Annotated in this window: 15 protein-coding genes and 1 pseudogene; 12 read left to right on the forward strand and 4 right to left on the reverse strand. The window is 69.9% G+C overall.

The window, feature by feature from the left end; genetic code table 11:
* Window positions 1-7: 7 nt before the first annotated feature.
* The gene (locus tag ACFX43_RS24600; RefSeq protein ID WP_378836756.1) at window positions 8-1,348 is read right to left on the reverse strand and encodes a cytochrome P450; all 1,341 of its coding nucleotides are present in this window, start codon (window positions 1,346-1,348) and stop codon (window positions 8-10) included.
* 116 nt (window positions 1,349-1,464) lie between these two features.
* Between ACFX43_RS24600 and ACFX43_RS24605 the strand changes: the two genes are divergently transcribed.
* On the forward strand, window positions 1,465-2,550 hold the full coding sequence (locus ACFX43_RS24605) for an NAD(P)-binding domain-containing protein (protein WP_378836759.1): 1,086 nt from the start codon (window positions 1,465-1,467) through the stop codon (window positions 2,548-2,550).
* A gap of 18 nt (window positions 2,551-2,568) precedes the next feature.
* On the opposite strand, the pseudogene ACFX43_RS24610 reads toward ACFX43_RS24605, so the two are convergent.
* Window positions 2,569-2,844 (reverse strand): annotated as a pseudogene (locus ACFX43_RS24610) (pyridoxamine 5-phosphate oxidase); the annotation flags it as partial.
* Window positions 2,845-3,368: 524 nt separating this feature from the next.
* Between ACFX43_RS24610 and ACFX43_RS24615 the strand changes: the two are divergent.
* Both ACFX43_RS24615 and ACFX43_RS24620 read left to right on the forward strand, forming a co-directional pair.
* Window positions 3,369-4,631 carry a DUF222 domain-containing protein gene (locus tag ACFX43_RS24615; RefSeq protein WP_378836761.1) on the forward strand — a complete coding sequence of 421 codons (1,263 nt, stop codon included), beginning with the start codon at window positions 3,369-3,371 and terminating at the stop codon, window positions 4,629-4,631.
* 345 nt (window positions 4,632-4,976) lie between these two features.
* Entirely contained in the window at window positions 4,977-5,792 is an 816-nt protein-coding gene (locus ACFX43_RS24620; protein WP_378836765.1) for a phosphotransferase enzyme family protein, read from the forward strand.
* 4 nt (window positions 5,793-5,796) lie between these two features.
* Here ACFX43_RS24620 and ppk2 read toward each other — a convergent pair whose 3' ends face one another.
* A complete protein-coding gene (ppk2, locus tag ACFX43_RS24625) occupies window positions 5,797-6,687 on the reverse strand; it encodes a polyphosphate kinase 2 (protein WP_378836768.1) in 891 nt (296 codons plus the stop codon).
* A 108-nt stretch (window positions 6,688-6,795) separates the two neighbouring features.
* Here ppk2 and ACFX43_RS24630 point away from each other — a divergent pair, with 108 nt between their 5' ends.
* The 4 genes from ACFX43_RS24630 to ACFX43_RS24645 are packed head-to-tail and all read left to right on the forward strand — an operon-like array spanning window position 6,796 to window position 11,203.
* Entirely contained in the window at window positions 6,796-7,989 is a 1,194-nt protein-coding gene (locus tag ACFX43_RS24630) for a cysteine desulfurase family protein (protein ID WP_378836771.1), read from the forward strand.
* 11 nt (window positions 7,990-8,000) lie between these two features.
* Complete coding sequence (gene mnmA, locus ACFX43_RS24635; RefSeq protein ID WP_378836774.1) at window positions 8,001-9,101, forward strand: tRNA 2-thiouridine(34) synthase MnmA; 1,101 nt, start codon at window positions 8,001-8,003, stop codon at window positions 9,099-9,101.
* A complete protein-coding gene (locus tag ACFX43_RS24640; protein WP_378836777.1) occupies window positions 9,098-10,096 on the forward strand; it encodes a methionine synthase in 999 nt (332 codons plus the stop codon). The genes mnmA and ACFX43_RS24640 overlap by 4 nt, the downstream gene beginning before the upstream one ends.
* A gap of 9 nt (window positions 10,097-10,105) precedes the next feature.
* A complete protein-coding gene (locus tag ACFX43_RS24645; RefSeq protein WP_378836779.1) occupies window positions 10,106-11,203 on the forward strand; it encodes a hypothetical protein in 1,098 nt (365 codons plus the stop codon).
* A gap of 6 nt (window positions 11,204-11,209) precedes the next feature.
* On the opposite strand, the gene ACFX43_RS24650 is transcribed toward ACFX43_RS24645, so the two are convergent.
* Window positions 11,210-12,682, reverse strand: a complete 1,473-nt coding sequence (locus ACFX43_RS24650; protein WP_378836782.1) for a hypothetical protein — start codon at window positions 12,680-12,682, stop codon at window positions 11,210-11,212.
* A 220-nt stretch (window positions 12,683-12,902) separates the two neighbouring features.
* Between ACFX43_RS24650 and ligA the strand changes: the two genes are divergently transcribed.
* The 5 genes from ligA (at window position 12,903) to gatB (ending at window position 20,659) form a co-directional block, all read left to right on the forward strand.
* Window positions 12,903-15,020 carry an NAD-dependent DNA ligase LigA gene (ligA, locus tag ACFX43_RS24655; protein ID WP_378836786.1) on the forward strand — a complete coding sequence of 706 codons (2,118 nt, stop codon included), beginning with the start codon at window positions 12,903-12,905 and terminating at the stop codon, window positions 15,018-15,020.
* Window positions 15,021-15,045: 25 nt separating this feature from the next.
* Window positions 15,046-17,313: a glycosyltransferase gene (locus ACFX43_RS24660; protein WP_378836789.1), complete on the forward strand. Its 2,268-nt coding sequence runs from the start codon at window positions 15,046-15,048 to the stop codon at window positions 17,311-17,313.
* 66 nt (window positions 17,314-17,379) lie between these two features.
* Window positions 17,380-17,679 (forward strand): Asp-tRNA(Asn)/Glu-tRNA(Gln) amidotransferase subunit GatC, encoded by a 300-nt coding sequence (gatC, locus tag ACFX43_RS24665; protein ID WP_350834229.1) that lies wholly within the window; start codon window positions 17,380-17,382, stop codon window positions 17,677-17,679.
* The gene (gene gatA / locus ACFX43_RS24670) at window positions 17,676-19,169 is read left to right on the forward strand and encodes an Asp-tRNA(Asn)/Glu-tRNA(Gln) amidotransferase subunit GatA (protein WP_378836795.1); all 1,494 of its coding nucleotides are present in this window, start codon (window positions 17,676-17,678) and stop codon (window positions 19,167-19,169) included. Before gatC ends, gatA begins: the two co-directional genes overlap by 4 nt.
* Entirely contained in the window at window positions 19,166-20,659 is a 1,494-nt protein-coding gene (gene gatB, locus ACFX43_RS24675) for an Asp-tRNA(Asn)/Glu-tRNA(Gln) amidotransferase subunit GatB (protein ID WP_378836799.1), read from the forward strand. The genes gatA and gatB overlap by 4 nt, the downstream gene beginning before the upstream one ends.
* Window positions 20,660-20,708: the final 49 nt, after the last annotated feature.

A 20,708-nucleotide genomic window follows, 5' to 3' on the forward strand; every position in this document is an offset into this window, starting at 1 on the left:
GATCTCCTCAGATCCGGGTCAGATGGATGGGGTTGCCGTCCTTCGGAAACGGCAGCGAGCTGTTGTCCAGGGGCGCGCGGTAGCCGGGGGAGACGCTCCACCGGTACTCGCGCAGGAGCCGGTGCAGGATCGACTTGACCTCCAGGCCGGCGAAGTAGAGGCCGATGCACTTGTGCACCCCGCCGCCGAACGGCTCCCACGCCATCCGGTGGCTCTTGTCCTCGCGCCGGTGCGGCGCGAAGCGCTCGGGGTCGAAGACGCTCGGGTTGGTCCAGTACTCCTCCATCATGTGGCTGAACTGGACCCCGACCATCACGCCGGTGTCGGCCGGGATGCGGACGCCGAGGAGGCGGGTCTCCTTGACCGTACGCCGGATCAGCGCCGGCACCGGGGCGCGCAGCCGCAGCGCCTCCCTCATCACCAGGTCCAGGCTGGTGAGGCTCTCGATCTCCTGCATCGTCGGCGCCTCGCCGAGCGCGAGGGACTCCTCGCGGCAGCGCTGCTGCCACTGTGGATGCTGGCCGAGGTACTGGAGCATCGTCGAGGAGGTGATGGTCGAGGTGTCGTGCGCGGCCATCATCAGGAAGATCATGTGGTTGACGACGTCCTCGTCGCTGAACCGCTCGCCGTCGTCGGTCTCGATGTGGCACAGCACCGAGAAGATGTCGTCGCTCGCGGTCGCCCGTTTGGCGGGCAGGTAGTGACGCAGGAAGCCCTCCAGCACCTTGCGGCCGCGGAACGCCCGGCCCCAGCGAGTCATCGGCACATCGCCACGTACGACACCGGCCGCCGCCTGCACGCAGGCGATGAACGCCTTGTTGACCCGGTCCATCTCGGCCCGGCTGGTCTCGGCCGCACCACCCATGAAGATGTCCGCGGCGATGTCGAGGGTGAGCTGCTTGAGCCGCGGATAGGCCTGGAACGCCGGAGCGTTGGCCCACCCGCGCATGCCCTGCGCGATCGCCGGATGCATCGCGGTGGTGTAGGTGGCGAGCCGGTCCCGGGTGAAGGCCTCCTGCATGATGCGGCGATGGGCGTGGTGCTCCTCGAAGTCGAGCAGCATCAGGCCGCGGTCGAAGAATGGGCCGACGATCTGCCCCCAGGCCGGTCCGTTGGCGAAGGCCTTGTCCTTGTTGCGCAGCACCGCCTCGCACGCGTCCGGTCCGAGCGCGACCACACCGGCCTCGCCGGCCCGGAAGAACGGCGACACCGGGCCGTACGTCTCCCACTGGTGCCGATAGAAGCCGACCGGGTCGCGGGAGTAGTCCAGCAGCCGGCCGATCCAGGGGAGGCCACGGTCGCCGGGCACGAGTCGTGGGACCTCGCGAAGCGCCTCGGTCGCTGTCATGGTGTCTGATCCATCGTGTCCGACCTCCCGATCCCGAGTCTCAGTCGAGGGTAGTCAAGTAGAACGTGTTCCCGCAGCATTCCGTGGGTATGGAATTTTTCCGGCGCGTTGTTGACGTGTCTGTGGAGAGCTACGAATCAGTGGTGATCGGTGCCGGCCAAGCCGGTTTGTCGGCGTCCTACCACCTCAGTCGGCTGGGCGTACGCCACGTCGTGCTCGACGCCGAGCGGCGCCCCGGAGGCGCCTGGCAGCACCGCTGGGACTCGCTCACCATGCACGACGTGCACGGCGTCGCCGACCTGCCGGACGGGCGGGCGCCGGGGGAGTCGGGGGAACGGGCCAACGTCGCCGTGCCCGGATGGTTCGGGACCTATGAGTCCTTGCACGACCTGCCGGTGGAGCGCCCGGTGAAGGTCACCTCGGTGACCTCGGTCGGGGAGCTGCTCGCGGTGCACTCGGCCGACGGGCGGACCTGGTTCACCCGGACCCTGGTCAACGCGACCGGCACCTGGACGCGACCGTTCGTCCCGCACTACCCGGGGGCCTCGACCTTCCTCGGGGAGCAGGTGCACACCCACGACTATCCGGGTGCCGCGCATTTCCGGGGTTCACGGGTCGCGGTGGTCGGTGGAGGAGCCTCGGCGGTTCAGTTCCTCGGCGAGCTCGCGCCGATCACCGACGTACTCTGGGTGACCCGGCGTGAGCCGGTCTGGCGCTCCGACTTCGACGCCGAGCGTGGGCGCGAGGCGGTGGCGTTGGTGGCCGAGCGGGTCGAGGCCGGCCTGCCGCCGGCGAGTGTCGTCAGCGTCACCGGTCTCTCGCTGCGGCCGCAGGAGCAGGAGGCCGCGCGGCTCGGGGTCTACGAGCGCCGGCTGCCGATGTTTGCGCGGATCGAGCCTGACGGGCTCCGATGGGATTCGGGGACTTTCGAGCGTGTCGACGCGATCCTGTGGGCCACCGGGTTCCGCCCCGCCGTCACCCACCTCGCTCCGCTTCATCTGCGCAGCTCGCACGGAGGGATCCCGCTGCTGCGCGACTCCGCCGACGTCCAGACCGCCGTCACCGCTGCGTACGACCCGCGTGTCCAGCTCGTCGGCTACGGTCCCTCCGCGAGCACCATCGGAGCCAGCCGGGCCGGCCGGGCCGCGGCCCTCGCGGTCAGGCGACAGCTGGCCGAGAAGGGTCAGCTCGTGGCTCGGTGAGCCTTCTTCACGGCGAGGTCACAGCGAGCCGAGGTCGGCCGAGATCCAGTGCTCCGGCGTGAGCCGGATCGTCACCTCGGGCGGAAAGTTCGCCGCCTGCGCCAGGTAGGCGTCGGCTGCCTCGGGAGGTAGGTACCGTCGGGCCATCGCTTCTGCTTCGCCCTCGGCGGCATCCGCGATCTGCACCGGCCCTTCGACTGACACGTACCTGACTGTCGGTTCGAGGCGTTCGACCATCAGCGTGCAGCGTCCTGCGGTGCGGATCAGTCTGGTCTTCAGCGAGTCCTTTCCGGTGACGAACCAGACGTCGCCGCCGGGGGTGTAGTCCTACCAGATCGGCACTGTCAGTGGTGCTCTTCCGTTCTCTCGGCTTGCTGAGAGTGCTGCTATCAGGGGCTGGGTCAGGAAGTCTTCGCGGTCTGCTGTTGGGATACCCATGGTTACGACCGTACTTCTTGGTTGGGGTGGGCCGCCGACCCGTTCTTTGAGGGTCTTCTCGATCTGGACCGGCGTCAAGGACGCCCTTCGGGCGCCGGCTTCGCCGGCCGCTTCGCGGTCCTGGACTCCGGACCAGATCGAGAAAAGACTTGGCTGGCTATCGGGGCGGCGGCCCGGGTGTGGCGCAGCGGACTCTTGCCTGGGAAGGGTGAGGGTTGCTGGGGCGGAAGGGTGGCCCTTCGGGCCACTTACCATCCACAGGTTTGAGGTCGTTCGCTCACCGCGAAATGGCGCCTGACCTGCATAAATGGTTGGTCCTGGAGGTGTTTGAGGAGTAGAATCGGACCCCTCACAACACCTCTTTGAAGGGAGGGATGGCGATGAGTCTCGGGCGCGAGATCGACCCCTGGGGAACTGGCCCCGGCGACCTGATCGACGCAGCCCTCACCGCCATCGAGACCGCCCTCTACGACCTTCTCGCCACCGATCCCGCCTACTGGCGGACCGGACAGAAGAAGGACCTGCTGGAGCGGCTCGAGAAGCTCCAGGCTCAGCAGGCCGCGTTGAAGCTGCGGGTGCTGGCCACAGCTGGTGATGTCGCCGAGGAGACCGGTGCCAAGGACGCCTCCGGGTGGATGCGGACCGAGCTCCTGGTCGACCAGGCCGTGGCCCGCTCCCAGATCAAGCTCGCCGCAGGTGTCGCGAAGTACGAGCTTGTTGCTGCTGGTCTCGCCGATGGTGTGGTGTCCCAGGACAAAGCCCGGGTGATCACCCATGCCCTCGACGCCATCGAGAACGACCCCGTTGCCAGCGGCGAGGACCTGATCCTGGCCGAGAAGCTCCTGGTCGACTACGCGACCCGGTTGACGGCGAACGAGTTGAAGATCGTCGGGCGCCGGATCCTGGCCGAGATCGACCCCGAGCGGTTCGAAGCCGCTGAAGCCGAAGCGCTGCAGCGGGAGGAGGAGCACGCGCAGCGGCGTACGTTCTTCCAGTCCCGTGACAACGGCGACGGCACCATCGACATCCACGCCCGCGTTTCCCGCGCGGTCGGGATGCGGCTCCGGACCCTGCTGGACTCGCTGGCTCAGCCGAGGAAGCTCTCGGCCGAGAACCGTGGCCGCAAAGCCCCCTATGACCGGCTGCTGGGCCAGGCGTTTGCCCGGGTGGTCGAGACCTACGACGTCGACCAACTGCCCCGCCACGGTGGCCACGGCACCACGGTGTTCATCACGATGAGCGTGAAAGACCTCCGCAAGGACCTCGGCACCGCGGCCCTGGGGTTCGACGGCGAGAAGATCACCGCCGCCGAGGCCCGCCGGATGGCCTGCAACGCCGACCTCGTCCCCGTCGTGCTGGGCACCGACTCCGAGATCCTCGACCTCGGCAGGACCGCGAGGTTGGCGTATCCGATCCAACACCGAGCACTTCGGTTACGGGACAAGTGCTGCCAAGCCGAGGACTGCGACGCACCGGCAGCCTGGACCGAGGCCCATCACCTGAAACCGTGGTCCGAAGGCGGTCGAACCGACCTGGCCAACATGGTCTTGTTGTGTCCGAGCGATCATCGCCGGATCCACGACCCCAACTACGGCTATGAGCGACTTCCGGGTGGGCGGATTCGGTTCACCCGGCGTACCTGATCCGGCCGTCGTCAACTGATCACCCTGCCGTGCGAGCCGTCTGAGACCGGCGTGAGCAGCCGCCCGAGGCGGCACCGTCTGCCACGCCCAGGTCGTCGCCGGCCTAGCCCATGGCCGTGCTTGTGAAGCGTTCACAAGGTGTCATCGTCTTGTAAAGGCACGAGGGGGTCACGTTCCCAGGAGTCGCCGGCCCGGATTCCCAAGCCCGTACGCAACCAGAGGAATCCGCGCCAGACTGATCCGCCGAGAAAACCTCCCCGAAAGGGTCGGCGGCCATCAGCATTCGAGATCGAGCACCACGCGACACCCAACGACGACCACACCCCACCTGCTTGACTGCGACCCATGACCGAAGCCGAAGAACTGACGAATGTCAGCATGCTCTGGGAATCGGCCGATCCGGGTGCTGCGCTGACCGAGCGGTTCGGCTTCGCCTCCGCGGCCGAGGCGACGGACTGGGTGACCGGAGTACTGGCCGGGCACTGGGGGCTGAAGGTGGCCGTGTGCGAGCGGTTGGTGATCAGCGATGCCAACTGTCTGGCGTGGATCATCGTCGATGGCTGTCGGATGATCGCCAAGTGGTCGATGCGGCCGCGCGTGTTTGCGCGCTTGGCGGCGATCGCACGGCTCACGGTGTGGCTGGGGGAGCGTGGGATACCTGTGTCGATGCCGCAGGCGGCTCGGGATGGCAGGGTCCAGGTGGAGGTCGATGGGTTCTCGCTCGCGCTTCAGCGGGTGATCGATGGCGAGCCGTTGGACATCACCGATCCGGACCAGGTCAGGGCTGCGGGCGAGATGCTCGCGAGGATGCACGCTGCGATGGCCGACTACCCGGAACTGATCCCCACCGACGAGCCGCCGGCTCCGGGCGCCCAGCTGGTTGGCAACGACTTCAGGTCGGCCAACATCATCTGGTCAGGAGGCAAGATCGCGGCGGTCCTGGACCTGGATGAGACCACGTACCGCCGCCGGGTGGACGACCTCGCTCAGGCCGCCGTCCTGCTCGGCACGCGTTACCACCAGTGGCGCCCGACACCGGCGCATGTGCGCGGGGCGTTCGTCGCGGCGTACGAGTCTGTTCATCCGTTGGCGGAGGACGACGCCGGCTCGCTCGAGGACGGCATCGAGGCGCACTTGCGGCGCATCCCATGGCCGGGCTGATCGGTCAGTCGCCGACGGCGTCGATGCCTCGCTGGACGATGAGGGGGTCGGGGGTGCCGACGACCTCGGGGTCCTTCTCGTCGTAGTCGTGGTGGGCGAGGAAGTAGCGCATCGCGTTGAGCCGGGCACGCTTCTTGTCGTTGGAGCGGATCGTGGTCCAGGGCGCCCAGTCGGTGTCTGTGCGGCGGAACATCTCCTCCTTGGCAGCTGTGTAGGAGTCCCACTTGTCCAGCGACTGCACGTCGATCGGGGAGAGCTTCCACTGCCGTACCGGGTCGATCTGGCGGATGATGAAGCGGGTCCGCTGCTCCGATCGTCCCACCGAGAACCAGAACTTCGTGAGCGTGATGCCGGAGTCGACGAGCATCTGCTCGAAGAGCGGCACCTGGTGCATGAACTGCTCGTACTGCTCGTCGGAGGCGAAGCCCATGACCCGCTCGACGCCGGCGCGGTTGTACCAGGAGCGGTCGAAGAGGACCATCTCGCCGGCGGTGGGCAGGTGCTGGACGTACCGCTGGAAGAACCACTGCTGCGACTCGCGGTCCGACGGCTTGGACAGCGCGACCGTGCGGGCGTAGCGAGGGTTGAGGTGCTCCATGAAGCGCTTGATCGTGCCGCCCTTGCCGGCCGCGTCCCGGCCTTCGAAGATCAGCACATGCTTGCCGCCGACGCGGTCGTTCCAGCGCTGGAACTTCAGCAGCTCGACCTGGAGAAGGTACTTCTGCTCGTCGTAGACCTCGCGCTCGATTCGCTCGGTGTAGGGATAGTTCTCGCGCCAGGTGTCGACGGCCTTGCCGGCCGGGTCCAGGAGTACGGGGTCGTCATCGTGATCCTCGCCGATCGTGTGACCTTCGGTGATCAGGTTGTCGATGTATTCGCGGAATCCCTGGGACATGGCACGAACCTAGAGATCAGAGGTGAACGTCAGGTTGCGTACGCAGCTCACCGGACCGTCGGTGGCGGTTCGTGGAGCGCGCCCGGTGCGCCGTACCCTTGGTAGACGATGAACCCCCGGACCGTCTATCTGGACCACGCCGCCACCACGCCCATGGCCTCGGCGGCGATCGAGGCGATGACCGCGGAGCTGGCGCTGGTCGGCAACGCGAGCTCGCTGCACGCATCGGGCCGCCGCGCCCGCCGGGTGCTGGAGGAGTCCCGAGAACGGATCGCGGCGGCGCTCGGGTCCCGGCCGGGTGAGGTCGTCTTCACCTCCGGTGGCACCGAGGCGGACAACCTGGCGCTCAAGGGTGCCTACTGGGCCCGCCGCGGCCAGGACCCCGCTCGCACCCGCATCCTGGCCTCCACCGTCGAGCACCACGCCGTTCTCGACCCGCTGCACTGGCTGGAGTCGACCGAGGGGGCCCAGGTCGAGCTGGTCCCGTGCGACGCGACCGGTCGCATCGACCTCGCCGCGATGACGGAGGCCATCGAGCGTGACCCCGCCTCGGTCGCGCTCATCTCGGTGATGTGGGCCAACAACGAGGTCGGCACGCTGCAGCCCGTCGCAGAGATTGCCGCGATCGCCTCCGAGTACGGGATCCCGGTCCACTCCGACGCCGTCCAGGCGGTCGGCGCGGTGCCGGTCGACTTCGCGACCAGCGGCGTCGACGCGCTCTCCCTGACCGGCCACAAGCTCGGCGGCCCGGTGGGCGCCGGCGCGCTCGTCGTGCGCCGTGAGCTCGAGCTGACCGCCCTGGTCCACGGGGGCGGCCAGGAGCGAGACGTACGCAGCGGCACCCACGCCACCGCGGCCATCGTCGGCTTCGCGGCTGCCGTCGAGCTCGCGGTCAAGGAGCAGGAGGCGTACGCGACCAGGGTCGGCGCGCTGCGCGACCAGCTGGTCGAGCAGGTGCTGGCGGCAGTGCCGGACTCCCACCTCAACGGCCCGGCCCTCGCGCCGCTCGGCCGCCACCGGCTGCCCAACAACGCCCAGATCGCGTTCCTCGGATGCGAGGGCGACTCGCTGCTGATGCTGCTCGACGCCGCCGGGGTCGAGTGCTCGACCGGTGCGGCGTGCTCGGCCGGCGTACCTCAGGCCTCTCATGTGCTCCTGGCCATGGGGCAGTCGGACGAGCAGGCGCGCTCCTCGCTGCGCTTCTCGCTCGGCCACACCACGACGACCGAGGACGTGGACCGGCTCGTCGCGGCCATCGGGCCTGCGGTCGAGCGCGGCCGGGCTGCGGGGTTGCAGCGCTGATGGGAACCGGGATGAGAGTGGTCGCCGCCATGTCCGGGGGAGTGGACTCCGCCGTCGCCGCAGCCCGCGCGAAGGAGGCCGGCCACGACGTCACCGGCGTCCACCTGGCACTCTCGCGCAACCCGGCGTCCTACCGCACCGGCGCCCGCGGGTGCTGCACGATCGAGGACTCCAACGACGCCCGCCGTGCCGCGGACGTGATCGGCATCCCGTTCTACGTCTGGGACCTCTCCGACCGCTTCCACGAGGACGTGGTGGAGGACTTCATGTCGGAGTACGCCGAGGGGCGCACCCCCAACCCCTGCCTGCGCTGCAACGAGAAGATCAAGTTCGCCGCCGTGCTGGACCGGGCGCTGGCGCTCGGCTTCGACGCGGTCGCGACCGGCCACTACGCGACGCTTCGCAACGGCGCCGACGGGCTCGTCGAGCTGCACCGCGCCGTCGACGCCGGCAAGGACCAGTCCTACGTGCTCGGCGTGCTCGACCAGGCCCAGCTCGAGCACTCGCTGTTCCCGCTCGGCGACACCCCCAAGCCGCTGGTGCGCGAGGAGGCCGCTCGCCGTGGCCTGCTCGTCGCCGACAAGCCCGACTCCCACGACATCTGCTTCGTCGCCGACGGCGACAACGCCGGCTGGCTGCGCGAGAAGCTGGGCGACCGGGCACCCAACGAGTCCGGGCCCATCGTCGACGAGACCGGTGAGGTCCTGGGCGAGCACCAGGGGACGTACGCCTACACGATCGGGCAGCGCAAGGGCCTTCGCCTCGGCAAGCCCGCGCCCGACGGGAAGCCGCGGTTCGTGCTCGACATCGAGCCGGTCTCCGGCACCGTCACCGTCGGGCCCCGGGAGCATCTGGCCGTCGACGGCCTCTCCGGGATCCGGCCGCGGTGGGCCGGACGCGCGCCCGAGAGCGTCCTCGAGGGCACCGTCCAGCTCCGCGCGCACGGCGACGAGCACCGGGCCCGGGTGACGGTGGTCCCCGAGGGAGCCGAGATCGAGCTGCTCGACCCGGCCTACGGCATCGCGCCTGGTCAGGCCGCGGTCATCTACGACGGCACCCGCGTCGTCGGCTCGGTCACCATCTCCGCGACCCGCCGGGTGGCTCTCGCGTGAGGGCCACTGGAGTCGGGTCGCTGCCTGGTGAGGACTACGCAGAGGCCTGCCGCGTCGTGCTCGGCGAGCTCACCGACCTGCCGCACCTTCCCGAGCTGCCCGCGCGTGGCGCGATCGCGACCATGACCGGTCGGGCTCTGGCAGTCCTCGAGGGGCTCGACGCCGACCTGCAGCCCGCGGGCTGGCGCCTGACCGGCACCTCCGGCTCCGCCGGGGTCGACCACCGGCGCGCCCGCAGCCTGCTCGCGCAGGACCTCGACACCATCGAGGAGCTGGTCCAGGACTCTCCGCTCACCTCCGGCGGCGGCGCCTTCAAGATGCAGGTCGCCGGGCCCTGGACCCTCGCCGCCACCGTCGAGCGGCCGCGCGGTGACAAGCTGCTCGCCGACCACGGCGCCCGTCGTGACCTTGCGCAGGCGCTGGCCGACGGCGTACGCACCCACATCCGTGACGTACGCCGCCGCCTCCCGGGCGCGGACACGCTGATCGTCCAGGTCGACGAGCCGGCGCTGAGTGCCGTGCTCAACGCCCAGGTGCCGACCGCCTCGGGGTTCGGCAAGCACCGCAGCATCGACCTCCCCGAGGCCTCCCAGGCGCTGGAGTGGGTGCTCGGCGCGATCGCCGAGGAGGGCGCGATCCCGTGGGTGCACTCGTGCGCACCCAGGACCCCGCTGGATCTGCTCCGCAACGCCGGGGCGAAGGGGATCAGCGTCGACCTCACCCAGCTCACCGCCGCCGACCACGACGACCTCGCCACGGCCCTGGAGGCGGGCGACACGGTCGCGCTCGGCGTGGTCCCTTCGATCGCTCCTGCGGGTGCCGCACCCACCGACAAGTCGGTCACCGAGACCGTGGAGCGCTGGCTCGACATGCTCGGGCTGGATACCGCGCACGACATCGTGCTGACGCCCGCGTGCGGCCTCGCCGGCGCCGATGGGCGATGGGCTCGCGCCGTCCTGCGAATCCTCACCGAAAGCGCGCGTCACCTGGCGTAGATTCCCCTCATGCAAAAATGGGGGACGGCACTTCTGGCCGCGGCGCTTCTGCTCGGCGGCTGTGGCAACGAGGTGCGCCAGGCGGACGACGCGGCCGAGAAGCCCAGGCCGACGCAAGCAGCGAGCATCGACCCGGCCGATCTGAGGTCCGGAAACCAGCCGGCGACCCCCGAGGCGATCGCGGCGATCACGCTCCAGCGCGTGCCCGTCCAGCCGGAGGAGTTCGAGGGCGGCGACCTCTACTTCGAGCAGGACGAGGTCGGCACCGTGCTCCTGTGGGGAGCCGACCACTCGCTCGAGGTCAAGGCCGGCCCGGTCGACGACGACCTCCTCTCGACCTGGTGCCACGACGGGATGTCGGGCTGTGCCGAGGTGAAGGCCGAGACGGGCACGGCCACCGTCGCCTGGGACCTCGCCACCGACGACGGCACCCCCGGTCAGCTGATGGTCTCCCACACGTCCGGTGGGGAGGAGCGCCGGGCCGCCTACGTCGGCGAGAAGATCACCGGCGACCCCCGCAAGCTCGATCTCGAGGTGAGCGTGGACGATCTCGTCGCCCTGGTCACCGACCCGCGCCTCGGCACGAAGACGACCATGAAGATGACGAAGGCGCAGGTCAGCGGCTTTCCCTCGGAAGGCGCGAACGGCACCGACGAGGTCGCACTGACCGCCGGCGCGATCGCGGCCGGACTGCTCGAGACCAAGGCGTACGCCGACATCGACTCCTTCGAGAAGGCCGACGTCTCGTCCTATGGCAAGGGGGCCTTCGGAGTCGTCGGCACCCGCCCCGACGGCAGCACCGTCACCGCGGTCCACGCCCCGAACCTGCCCGCCGCGCAGCGGAAGTGTCCCAAGCGGCTCACCTGCTCGAAGGGTGACACCGACGGCTACGACGGCTGGACCGACGGATCGGCCGAGACGGTCCGCTGCCACAAGGCGGAGGGGGATCTCCCGGCCTTCTGCGCGGTCGTACGCCAGCAGGCGCCCGCACCGTTCCCCGGCGACGACCTCGACCCGGTCCTGTCCGGGCTGGAGGTGGCGTTGGAGACGCTGTGGCCGACGGTTGCGGCCGAGACCGCCAGTCGGGGTGAGTCGCTGGTCGGCTGAGCGCGCTCAGCGCCCGGCGACCCGCTGGCCCTCGTAGTTCGGGCTGTCGTAGGCCTGACCCCGCTGGCCCGGCGGTGCGAACGACTCGGGCGGACGCGGCTGGCGATGAGCGGGCTGCTGATGGGGAGCCGCGTGCTGCGGTTCCAGGTGCTGGGGACCCGGTTGGCGGTGGCTCGGCTGACGCGGAACGGGCTGGCGCGGACCTGGCTGGCGCCGGATCGGCTCCTGGCCCTCGGGTAGCCGGCGCGGGAGCGGAGACTCGGGTCGGGACTGGGGGAGCTGGCGAGGGTGGGCCGGGTAGGGCCCTGATGCCTGTCGCGGGTCAGCGGGCAACCGCGGGGCCTGGGCGTAGCTCGGCTCGTCCCACTCCCGCTCGCGCCTGCGACGTCCGGAGAGCATCGCGACGGCACTGGCCACGAGGGCGAGGACGATCATCGAGGCCACGATGATCCAGGTGAGCGAGCCGACGCCGCTCTCCTCGGCCGGTGCGGCCAGCTTGACAGCCTCTGTCTTCGGGGCGCAGCCGCTCTGGACGCACTCGCCGTCGCTCGGGGTGCCGGTCACGACGAAGGAGATCCCGCGGTTCACCGAGCCCTGGAAGGTGAGGGTGTGCTTGCCGAGGCCGATGTCCTTGGGAAGCCGGCCGGACCACTTCGCGACGCCGCGGCCGTTGGCTTTGACGCTGGTCGAGAGGACCAGGGGGGTCGAGTAGACGACGACCCTGATGCCGGTCTCGTTGGGCTTGAAGCCGGAGGCCTTGGCGTGGATCACGTCCTCGGCGTCCACCGAGGCGTCGTCGATCCCGGTCAGGCTCAGGCCCTTGGCCGTCGGCGGCTCCTCGGGCGCGGTCCAGGGCTTCTTGGACGCCTTCTTCGTCGGCTTCTCGCCGGAGCCGGAGTCGTCACCGGCACCGTCGCCGGAGTCGCCGTCCGCGGGCCGACCCGACGACGTACCGCCGCCGGTGCCCGCGCCGGTGCCGTCCGAGGACCCAGTGTCTTCCGCAGGCTCCTCCGGGGTCGGTGAGCTGCTGGGCTGGGCGAGCGCGTCGAAGTCGAAGGGGACGTCCGCGGTCCTCGTCTCGGACGAGTCGTAGACGTCGCGCCCCTCCCCGCGCATCGTCATGATCTGGTAGCTCGTCTCGGGGTCGAGCCGGGCGACCTGGGCGGCGTCGAGGGTGAACCGGTAGGTCCACTCGTCGGGGTCGTCCGGGTCGTACAGCACCGACTTGATGAACGTGTTCCGCGTGCCCGAGCCGATGTAGCCGTTGGGGTTGAGCGCGATCTCGATGCCCGGCCGCTCACCGCTGTAGTCGGTGCCGTGGACACTGAGGACCACGCCGTCCTTGGACTGCTCGATGATCGAGACCTCGACCTCGGCGTCGGAGAAGACGCTGCCCAGTCCGAGCGCGTGCGTAGCGCCGACCGGGGCCAGCAGGAGGGCGAGCGCCGCCATCAGCGCCACCGCGAGCCGAGAAACCACTGCAGACCTCACAAGGCGGTCATCTGGGGGATTGGTGTCGGCCCGCCTTGCCCGACGCGGGAGGAAGGTAGCCCGATTTACCCTCTTCTGGTGACCCCCGTCACCCAGGTGTTGATCGGTTGCGTCGATATTGAGGGAGTCGAGTGTCGTTCGGGCCCAGGAAACGCCGAAAACGCCCGGGTGGGTATGCCGTCGGAAAATGTCGGCGGGACCAGGCAAGATGGTGCCCGTGAACGATGACGTGACCGCCGACGCGAGCCCTGAGCAGAAGAACGAGCACCAGGAGCTCGCCGAGCAGATCGAGGACGCTCGCTACCGCTACTACGTGCTCGACGACCCGACGCTCTCCGACGCGGACTTCGACCAGAAGTGGCGCCGGATCAACGAGCTCGAGGAGCAGTTCCCCGAGCTGCGCACCCCCGACTCGCCGACCCAGAAGGTCGGCGGCACGTTCTCCACGGAGTTCACCGCGGTCGACCACCTGCAGCGGATGGAGTCGCTCGACAACGTCTTCTCCTTCGAGGAGCTCGCCGGCTGGCACGCCCGGATCGCCAAGGACGGCGCCGGCCAGGCCGAGCTGCTGTGCGAGCTCAAGGTCGACGGCCTGGCGATCAACCTGCTCTACGAGAAGGGTCGTCTGGTGCGGGCGCTGACCCGCGGCGACGGCCGCACGGGCGAGGATGTCACCCCGAACGTACGCACCATCAAGTCGATCCCGCACCGGCTCACCGGCACCGACGAGTTCCCGGTGCCGGACCTGGTCGAGGTGCGCGGCGAGGTCTTCTTGTCGATCGAGGCCTTCGACAAGCTCAACGCCTCCCTGGTCGACGCGGGCAAGCCGATGTTCGCCAACCCGCGCAACTCCGCCGCCGGTTCGCTGCGCCAGAAGGACCCGCGGGTGACCGCGACCCGCGAGCTCGGGATGGTCTGTCATGGCATCGGCGCCCGGCAGGGCTTCCAGCCGGTCGCCCAGTCGCATGCGTACGACGCCCTGAAGGCCTGGGGGCTGCCCATCTCCAAGCGGGTCAAGGTGCTCAAGAGCCTCGCCGAGGTCGAGGAGTTCATCAGCTACTTCGGCGAGCACCGCCATGACGTCACCGAACACGAGATCGACGGTGTCGTGATCAAGGTCGACGACATCTCGCTGCAGCGTCGCCTCGGCTCGACCAGCCGCGCGCCACGGTGGGCGATCGCCTACAAGTACCCGCCGGAGGAGGTCAACGCCAAGCTGCTCGCGATCGATGTCGGCGTGGGCCGCACCGGCCGGGTCACGCCCTTCGGCGTCATGGAGCCGACCAAGGTCGCTGGCTCGACCGTCGAGCGCGCGACGCTCCACAACGCCCACGAGGTGAAGCGGAAGGACGTACGCCCCGGCGACACCGTCATCCTCCGCAAGGCCGGCGACGTGATCCCGGAGATCCTCGGTCCGGTGCTGCCGCTGCGACCCGAGGGGCTGCCGGAGTGGGTGATGCCCACCGAGTGCCCCGCATGCGGCACCACGCTCGCCGAGCAGAAGGAGGGCGACAAGGACCTGCGCTGCCCCAACCACCGTGGCTGCCCCGCGCAGGTCCGCGAGCGGGTCTTCTTCGCCTCCGGACGAGGTGCCTTCGACATCGAGGGGATGGGCTACGAGGCGGCGGACGCGCTGCTGGCCGCCGAGGTGATCACCAACGAGGGCGACATCTTCTCGCTCGACGAGGCCAAGCTCGCCACCACGGCGTTCTTCACGCGGGCCGCGAAGAAGGCCGAGAAGGAGGCCGGAGCCGGCGACCGGGTGCTCAACGCCAACGCGCTGGGACTGCTGCGCAACCTGGCGGAGCGCAAGCAGGTCCCGCTGTGGCGGGTGCTGGTCGCGCTTTCCATCCGCCACGTCGGCCCGTCCGCGGCCCGGGCGCTGGCCACGGAGTTCGGCTCGCTGGATGCCATCTGGGCGGCTTCCCAGGAGGACCTGGCCGCGACCGAGGGCGTCGGCGGGATCATCGCCGAGGCCATCGTCGAGTGGCGCCAGGTCGACTGGCACCAGGAGATCGTCAAGAAGTGGAGAGACGCAGGGGTCTCCCTCGAAGACGAGCGCGACGAGTCGGTGGCGCGCACCCTCGAGGGCCTGACCATCGTGGTCACGGGGTCGCTGGAGGACTTCTCCCGTGACGGCGCCAAGGAGGCGATCATCAGCCGTGGCGGCAAAGCCGCGGGGTCGGTCTCGAAGAAGACCGACTACGTCGTGGTCGGTGAGAGCGCGGGCTCCAAGGCCGCCAAGGCCGAGGAGCTCAGCCTGCCGATCCTCGACGAAGCGGCGTTCAAGGTTCTGCTGGAGGCCGGACCCGCTGGACTCGGCTAGAAAATACCCCCCATAGTGTGGCCTCGTGCTCGAGGCCCTTCCCCCACTCCTCACGGTCGCCGCGGTCCTCCTGGTCCCGGCGACCGTGCTGCTGTTCACGATCCGTACGCCGCGTGCCGGCTCGCTCTCCGCGACCACGGCGGTCCTCGCGGCGACCCTCACCGCGGCGGTCGCCGTCGGGGCCGGCCTGCTGCTCGGTCAGGACGCCGTCCGGGCCGCGATCGGGGGCGTCGTCCTCGGCGCCTCCCTGGTGGCCTGGCTGCCCGCGGCGCGGGACTGGGACGTACGCGGCCTGGTCGCCTGGGCGCTCACCATCGACGTGGGTCTGCTCTACCTGACCTATGTCGGGCTGTGGACGGTCACGGTCCACCCCGGCGCGTGGACGACGACGCTGTCGAGCCTGCTGTGGCTGCTGGAGGTCTTCGTCTTCGTGATCGGCGTGGGCTATCTGTGGGAGATGGTCGACGTGCTCGCCCGGCGCCGCTGGCGTGGGTGGCCGACGCGTGGCGAGCACCACCCCGGCTGGGGCCGGCCCTTCGTGAGCCTGCACGTCCCGACCCACAACGAGCCGCCCGAGATGGTCATCGAGACCCTCGAGCGGATGCTCGAGCTGGACTACGACGCGTACGAGATCCTGGTCATCGACAACAACACCGACGACCCCGCGCTGTGGCGGCCGGTGCAGGACTTCTGCGAGCAGTACGACGGGGTCACCTTCATCCACCTGGCCAACTGGCCGGGGTTCAAGTCCGGGGCGCTCAACTACGCGCTGGCCCGGATGAACCCGCTCACCGAGGTCGTCGGGATCGTCGACGCCGACTACCACGTCGCTCCTGACTTCCTGGCCCACAACGCCCCGCTGTTCAACGACGAGTCGGTGGCCTTCGTGCAGACGCCGCAGGACTACCGGGACTGGGACGTCTCGGCGTACTTCCGCCGGCTCTACCACTCCTACGGCTACTTCTTCGATGTCAGCCAGGTGTCTCGCAACGAGCGCAACGGCGCCATCTTCGGCGGCACCATGGGGCTGATCCGCGCCTCCGCGCTGGTCCGGTCGGGCGGCTGGGACGAGTGGTGCATCACCGAGGACGCCGAGCTGTCGCTGCGGCTGCTGAAGATGGGCTACAACGGCATGCACGTCGACCGCTCCTACGGTCGCGGCGTGATGCCGCTGACCTTCGAGACGCTCAAGAAGCAGCGGTTCCGGTGGTGTTTCGGCGGCATCCAGATCCTGCGCATGCACTGGCGCTCGTTGCTGCCCGGGCGTCGCACCGAGGACAACCAGATGACCCTGGCGCAGCGCTGGGCCTACCTCGTCGGCGGGCTGCAGTGGTTCGGCGACCTCGCCGGAGCCCTGTTCACCTTCTTCCTGATCTCGGGCGCGCTCGACCTGATGCTGGGCGGGGGACTGGTCGTACGCCGCCTCTCGGGGCTCCTCCTGTTCGCCACCGTCGCGCTGGTGCTCTTCGGTGCGGCCCGCTCGATCGCGCTGGTCCGCCTGCGCAGCGGGGCCTCGTGGCGCGACGCGCTCGGCGCCTTCGGGCTGTGGCTGGCGCTCGGGGTGACCGTCGCCCGGGCCTCCTGGCTCGGGCTGGTCTCGCGCGAGGGCACCTTCCTGCGTACGCCGAAGATCAAGGGGCAGCCGCGGGTGCGGGACGTGGTGCGGGGCAACCTGGTGGAGACCTTCGCCGCGGTCGCCTGCCTGGCCATGGCGGTCCTGGTCGGCGCCCTCGGCGGGGCGACCGGGCTCGCGATCGCGGCGCTGCTCGGCTTCCAGGGGATCGGCTACGCGCTGGCCCCGATCAACAGCTGGGCGGCGATCCGCAGCGACCTGCCCGCCGACCTGCGCCGCCGTCGCGAGCGCATCTGGGCATGGAGCGCCGCCGCGGCGCCCGCTGCTCGGCGCGGGGGACTGGTGCTGGCCTTCAGCTCGGTGATGCTCGCCGGACTCGTCGCGCTCGCGGCGCCGGTGGGCAGCCCGGACGTACCCGAGGTGGGAGATGTCCACGGTGCTCTCGAGAAGAGTTCGCGCGGTGGAGAGGAGGACGGGCCCTCGCCTGCGCGGAGCCCGGCTCCTGAGCCGACCGCTGACCCGACCCAGGCAACGGAACCTTCGCCGAGCCAGGCCGCCGCGACGACCAGCCCGCGGCCGACTCCGGCCGCCGACCCGACCCCGTCGACCGATCCCACTCGCCGGGCGGATCCGACCCAGGCGGCGCCTGCCCAGCCGAGCTCGGCGGGCAGGCCGACCGACAAGCCGTCCAACGGCGGCGGCCCGAAGAAGACGCCGTAGGCCTCATCTGCTCGCCGCGGCGCAGCCGAGATGAGAGTTGGGGCCGCTGACACCTAGGATGTGCGCATGCCAGAAATCACCCGCGACGAGGTCGCGCACCTGGCCGACCTCGCCCGCATCGACCTCAGCGACGCCGAGCTCGATCACCTTGCCCCGCAGCTTCAGGTGATCCTCGAGTCCGTCGCCTCGATCCAGGGGCTTGCCGGCGACGACGTGCCTGCCACCTCCCACCCGCTTCCGATGACCAACGTCTTCCGTGAGGACGTCGTCGTGCCCGGCCTGACGCCGGAGCAGGCGCTCTCCGGTGCACCTGCCGTCGAGGACCAGCGATTCTCGGTGCCGCGGATCCTGGGGGACGAGCAGTGACTCTCATCGAGAAGACCGCCGCGGAGCTGATCGACGCGCTCGCCGCGGGCGAGACCACCTCGGTCGAGCTGACCCAGGCCCACCTCGACCGGATCGCCGCGGTCGACGGCGACGTCCACGCCTTCCTGCACATCGACGCCGAGGGCGCGCTGTCCCAGGCCGCCGCCTCCGACGCGCGCCGGGCCAACGGCGACGCGCTCCATGCTCTCGACGGCGTGCCGATCGCGGTCAAGGACGTGCTGACCACCACCGGCCTGCCGACGACCTGCGGCTCCAAGATCCTCGAGGGCTGGGTTCCGCCCTACGACGCGACCGTGGTCAAGAAGATCAAGGCAGCCGGTCTGCCGATCCTGGGCAAGACCAACATGGACGAGTTCGCGATGGGGTCCTCCACCGAGCACTCCGCGTACGGCCCGACGAAGAACCCGTGGAATCTCGACCGGATCCCCGGCGGCTCCGGTGGTGGCTCGGCCGCGGCCGTCGCCGCCTTCGAGGCGCCGCTGGCGCTCGGCACCGACACCGGCGGCTCGATCCGCCAGCCGGGTGCCGTCACCGGCACCGTCGGCGTGAAGCCGACCTACGGGTCGGTCTCCCGCTACGGCCTGGTCGCCCTGGCCAACTCGTTGGACCAGGTCGGTCCGGTGACCCGTACGGTTCTCGACAGCGCCCTGCTGCACGAGCTCATCGGTGGCCACGACCCGCTCGACTCCACGTCCACGACCACCCCGGTGACCGGGCTCGTCGACGCCGCCCGCGCCGGCGCGACCGGTGACCTCAAGGGTCTCAAGGTCGGCGTCATCAAGGAGCTCGCGGGCGAGGGCTGGGCGTCCGACGTGATGCGCAAGTTCAACGAGTCGGTCGACCTGCTCACCAAGCTGGGTGCCGACGTCGTCGAGGTCTCCACGCCGAGCTTCGAGCACGCGATGGCGGCCTACTACCTGATCCTGCCGGCGGAGTGCTCCTCCAACCTGGCCAAGTTCGACGCGATGCGCTACGGCCTGCGGGTCACCCCTGACGGCGACCCGAGCGCCGAGGACGTCATGAAGGCGTCCCGTGACGCCGGCTTCGGCGACGAGGTCAAGCGCCGCATCATCCTCGGCACCTACGCGCTCAGCAGCGGCTACTACGACGCCTACTACGGCCAGGCGCAGAAGATCCGCACGCTGATCATCGAGGACTTCAAGAAGGCCTTCGAGCAGGTCGACGTGCTGGTCTCGCCGACCTCCCCGTCGACCGCGTTCCCGCTGGGCGCGAAGCTCGACGACCCGCTGGCCATGTACATGCAGGACCTGGCCACCATCCCGGCCAACCTGGCCGGCACACCCGGCATCTCCATCCCGGCCGGGGTCTCCGACGTGGACGGGCTGCCCGTCGGCGTACAGCTCCTGGCTCCGGTCCTGGAGGACGCCCGTCTCTACCGCGTCGGTGCCGCGCTCGAGGGCGCCATCGGCCCGGTGCTCTCGATCGACAAGCTGGAGGTGGCCCGATGACGGAGACTCTCGTCCCGTTCGACGAGGTGCTGGAGCGCTACGACCCGGCCTTCGGGCTCGAGGTGCACGTCGAGCTCAACACCAACACCAAGATGTTCTGCGGCTGCCCGGCGACGTTCGGCGGCGAGCCGAACTCCCAGGTCTGCCCGACCTGCCTCGGCCTGCCCGGCTCGATGCCGGTCGTGAACGCCAAGGCGGTGGAGAGCGCGATCCGGATCGGCCTCGCGCTCAACGGCTCGATCGCGGAGTGGTGCCGGTTCGCCCGGAAGAACTACTTCTACCCGGACATGCCGAAGAACTTCCAGACCTCGCAGTACGACGAGCCGATCGTCTACGACGGCTACCTCGACGTCGAGGTCGAGGGGGAGACCTTCCGGGTCGAGATCGAGCGTGCCCACATGGAGGAGGACACCGGCAAGACCACCCACATCGGTGGCGCGACCGGCCGCATCCACGGCGCCGACTACTCGCTGGTCGACTACAACCGTGCGGGCATCCCGCTGATCGAGATCGTCACCCGACCGATCCTCGGCACCGGTGCCAAGGCGCCGCTGGTGGCGAAGGCCTACGTCGCCGCGCTGCGCGAGATCCTGCTGGGTCTGGGTGTCTCCGACGTACGCATGGACCAGGGCTCGATGCGCTGCGACGTCAACCTGTCGCTGTCCCCGAAGGGGTCCGGGACGTTGGGGACGCGGACCGAGACGAAGAACGTCAACTCGCTGCGCTCGGTCGAGCGGGCCGTACGTTTCGAGATGTCGCGCCACGCCGGCATCCTCGACGCGGGGGAGGCGATCTTCCAGGAGACCCGCCACTTCCACGAGGACACCGGCACCACCTCGGCCGGCCGGGCGAAGTCGGACGCCGACGACTACCGCTACTTCCCCGAGCCCGACCTCGTCCCGGTCGCGCCGTCGCGAGAGTGGGTCGAGGAGCTGCGCGCGAGCCTGCCGGAGCGCACTGCCGACAAGCGGGCCCGCCTGCAGGTCGAGTGGGGCTACTCCGACCTGGAGATGCGCGACGTCTGGGCCGCCGGCGCTCTGTCGCTGATCGAGGCGACGGTCGCCGAAGGAGCCTCCGCACAGGCCGCCCGCAAGTGGTGGATGGCCGAGCTCTCCCGCAGCGCCAACGACCGTGGCGTCGAGCTCGCCGAGCTCGGGGTCACCCCGGTGCAGGTCGCCGAGGTGCAGAAGCTGGTCGACGCCAAGACGCTGACCGACAAGCTGGCCCGCCAGGTCTTCGAGGGTCTTCTGGCAGGTGAGGGCACGGTCTCGGAGATCATCGACGCCCGCGGGCTCGCCGTGGTCTCCGACGACGGCGCCCTCGGTGCCGCCGTCGACGACGCCATCGCCGCCCAGCCCGCGGTCGCCGAGAAGATCCGCGGCGGCAACCAGGCCGCGGCCGGTGCGCTCATCGGCGCGGTGATGAAGGCGACCGGCGGCAAGGCCGACGCCAAGCGGGTCCGCGAGCTGATCCTGGAGAAGCTCGCCTAAGACTCACGCCGAGTCGGCTCGTCCTGACATCAGAATCCGCCGAGTCGGC

This window comes from Nocardioides sp. YIM B13467, assembly GCF_042788075.1.
GTDB lineage: Bacteria > Actinomycetota > Actinomycetes > Propionibacteriales > Nocardioidaceae > Nocardioides.